This is a genomic window from Neoalteromonas flava (assembly GCF_002807685.1).
Classification (GTDB): domain Bacteria; phylum Pseudomonadota; class Gammaproteobacteria; order Enterobacterales; family Alteromonadaceae; genus Alteromonas_E; species Alteromonas_E flava.
Window position 1 is genome coordinate 1 of sequence record NZ_PEAX01000012.1, and the last position, 3,108, is coordinate 3,108.

4 protein-coding genes are annotated in these 3,108 nt (G+C 41.2%); all 4 read right to left on the bottom strand.

The window, feature by feature from the left end; genetic code table 11:
• Nucleotides 1-223: 223 nt before the first annotated feature.
• A complete protein-coding gene (locus tag CSH92_RS16690) occupies nucleotides 224-724 on the bottom strand; it encodes a hypothetical protein (RefSeq protein WP_205662198.1) in 501 nt (166 codons plus the stop codon).
• A gap of 130 nt (nucleotides 725-854) precedes the next feature.
• A complete protein-coding gene (locus CSH92_RS16695) occupies nucleotides 855-1,379 on the bottom strand; it encodes a tellurite resistance TerB family protein (RefSeq protein WP_100658789.1) in 525 nt (174 codons plus the stop codon).
• A gap of 651 nt (nucleotides 1,380-2,030) precedes the next feature.
• Entirely contained in the window at nucleotides 2,031-2,318 is a 288-nt protein-coding gene (locus CSH92_RS16700) for a hypothetical protein (protein ID WP_124916993.1), read from the bottom strand.
• A gap of 117 nt (nucleotides 2,319-2,435) precedes the next feature.
• The gene (locus tag CSH92_RS16705) at nucleotides 2,436-2,954 is read right to left on the bottom strand and encodes a hypothetical protein (protein WP_100658791.1); all 519 of its coding nucleotides are present in this window, start codon (nucleotides 2,952-2,954) and stop codon (nucleotides 2,436-2,438) included.
• Between the last annotated feature and the right edge of the window lie 154 nt (nucleotides 2,955-3,108).

Sequence of the window (3,108 nt, forward strand, 5' to 3'; positions counted from 1 at the left end):
AACTTCATAGCCGCTACTAACGCTATAGTAATCCAATGCGAACGCGTTAAAAGGGAAAACCAAACACAAAACAGCGAGCAACTTTTTCATTTATTAAATCCTTTTTTGTTTAGTTCTAGTGGCAGCTAACGCCCCTAATAAACGGCAAATACTTGTTGGCTATACTGGGAGCGAAGCGACCCAAGCCAGCGAGTATTTGTCCGGTTGATTGGATTGTTATACGCTACCTGCTCTGAAGCCACTCTTCAAACTCTTCTATGATCTCAGGGGAAAGCTCTAATATTGTTTCGGCTAACGCTGCATTTCCAGATTTAACCGCTATAGCCGAGGACAACACCCTAACCATTAACTCGTTATTTGTATCTTCCTTGGCAGCTAGGTCAGGTAGGATGTTGATTGCTTCATGGTAGCTTTTTTTTAGATTGTCAGGAATGGACGGTGCTTTGCCTTTTAAATAAGAAATATGAATATAGATAGGCAGAAGATAAAAATTATAATCGACAGGGCTAGGAGATTTTTTAATTAGTGAGATAAGAATAGGAACAGCAGCATAGGAGGCGGTGTAAATATCACCTTGATGGCAAAGGCTACTCCAGAGACTAAAAAAAGGCTCATCATCATAACTTTCGCTTGTGGAATAATTTGCAAGTTCAGCTAACAAATCTGGTACATCTGAGGCGACACCGTATGCGTGTTCTAACTCATCCCAATTAATTGTATTCATCCTTTACCCTAAAGTAGCGTATAACGCCCCGCATAAAGGGCAGCTAGCTGTGGGCTAAAATCGCGTGCAGCGCGAGCCCACAGGTAGATGTCCCCGCGAACGAAGTGAGTTTTAATGCGCTTGTTAGCTTCTACCATTTTGACTTATTCGAAGTACTTAAAAGTCCTACGACTGACTTTAATAATCTTTCTTTCTCTGGATTTGACGAACCAATCTTTGCTACTTGATTTAATAGATTGATTGTTGAAACTTTTTGTTCCTCAGAGAACGATTCGTAGCTTTTGGCTAAAACAGCTTTAGGGTTGGATTTTACATCCTCTCCGTTACCTAAAATATGAGAGCTCGATCCAAGTAAATCTCTTGCTTCAGAAGACGAAAGCTTAAACTCCGTTTCAAATAAATTAAGGATCAATTCTTTTTCTTCTTTTGTCACTTCACCATCAGATTTGGCAATAGCAAGCATCAAAAGTGCGGCAACATCCATAGGAGAATCTAAGGAGTATGAAGCAACAAGCTCATATTGTTTTCTAAAATTTCTTCGGCGCCTCCAAGCGAAAGGGTTGAGCCAACCAATATCAATTCCTCCTTCTTGTAACCGATTTAATAATACTAGGATAGTAACTACTACACCTAAAATCCCTAAAATAATATGCATAAAATTTCCTTTTAGTTGCTAAGGGAGCTAACTTTTCAATAACGGGCGCAGGCACGTAGGGCATAATGGCGAAGCCGCCCTGCGTGTATGCGTCCCAGCGAACGAAGTGAGCGCGTTAATTGACTTGTTATATTTCATTTGTGTCAACGAAGAGCTTAGCGCTCGAAGAGCAGAGTTTAAACATTATTACCGCTAAAGGTGCAATATAGAAAAGTAAGCCAAATATACTAGCGGGAATAGATATGAATTCTGATGTGGCAGAGGTATATACCAGAAATACAATAGTTAAAGCAGTGAGAAGCTTTAAAGCTAACAGTGCGCGTGCTGATTTTTTAAGGAAGAATATGCTGGCTACGACTAAGCAAATAGACAATGCAACCTGCACCAAAGCACCTGTAGGGTTGCCGGCGCCATTATGAGTAGCAGCTAGTACATAGCCGAGTCCAGTCAATGCAGCAAAGCTACCAAACGTAATATAAATCCAAGCGATTATCCTAAAACTGCGAAAAATAGCTCATCTCCAACTTTGAAATATAACGCCCTGCATAAAGGGCAGCTGCTTGTGGGCTAAACTTGCGCGTAGCGCCAGCCCACAAGTAGATGTCCGCGCGAACGAAGTGAGTTTTAATGCGTTTGTTAGGTGCGTGCTTGCTATGAAACATTTACGATAACACCCTTGGCGACTTGAAGGTCTAGTATACGCAGAGAAAATTCCAAACCTTCAGTAAAAGATGACTTAGTTTCTCCCTCGTAAAAGCCCAAGAATACTTCAGTGGTATCCCCGTCATAGTATTCCTTATCGTCTAAAAAACTAAGATAGCAGGCCAAATCTTTGAAGTCAGTGGTGTCCATGCGCATCCAGACTTGTTTTCCAAAATACCTATAACCATGGGGTGGCCTTGGTATTTTTAAGAAGGTTATTTTGGCAATGATATTCAAACCTAATCCTTTAGCACCTAACACCCCAATAAGGGGCAAATATGTGTGCGGCATAATCTGAGGAGGCCGCACACGTATTTGTCCCAACGACCGAAGGGAGTGAGCTTAATTGGCTTGTTATAACCCATGAGCTAATTCTGACATATGACTCCTAAACTCGGCAGTCTGATTCTCAAAATCTTTTTGAGCACTGATGAATAACTTTAGGCGTTCAGAATTAACTTCTACGTTAAATCGACAAAACTTCATAACTTCTCCTCTTTTATGCATCACTTTCCAAAATTCGTCTTTTAATTCTGGAAAATGGAGGTTCAAAATTGCTTGGAATTTTTGATAATCTCCTTTTTCTTGCAATCTATTTAAAGCGCTGTCTGCCTTTGCTTCTGAGGCGCTGCACTCTCCTTCGTAGACTGGAATAAATGTTAAAGCCAAACAAGACACATCCATTTCCCATCTTTGGAATAAAATGAACATTTCTTCCAGCTTTTTAACCTTTCTTTCGGTTTCCCTTATTTTTGTATCATTTTCAAATTGTATTCTTAGCCTTTTTTCATGACCTCTATTGGTGAAGTAAACACCAGAGATAGCTGCCACAGCGCTTATTATTGCGGCTCCCAATGCTAATAAGATGTTCAAAACGTAGCTCTCCGAGATGGGTTATAACGCCCCGCATAAAGGGCAGCTAGCTGTGGGCTAAAATTGCGCGCAGCGCGAGCCCACAGGTAGATGTCCGCGCGAGCGCAGCGAGTTTTAATGCGATTGTTAGCTGTCAGAGCGCAAGACTTCCTAG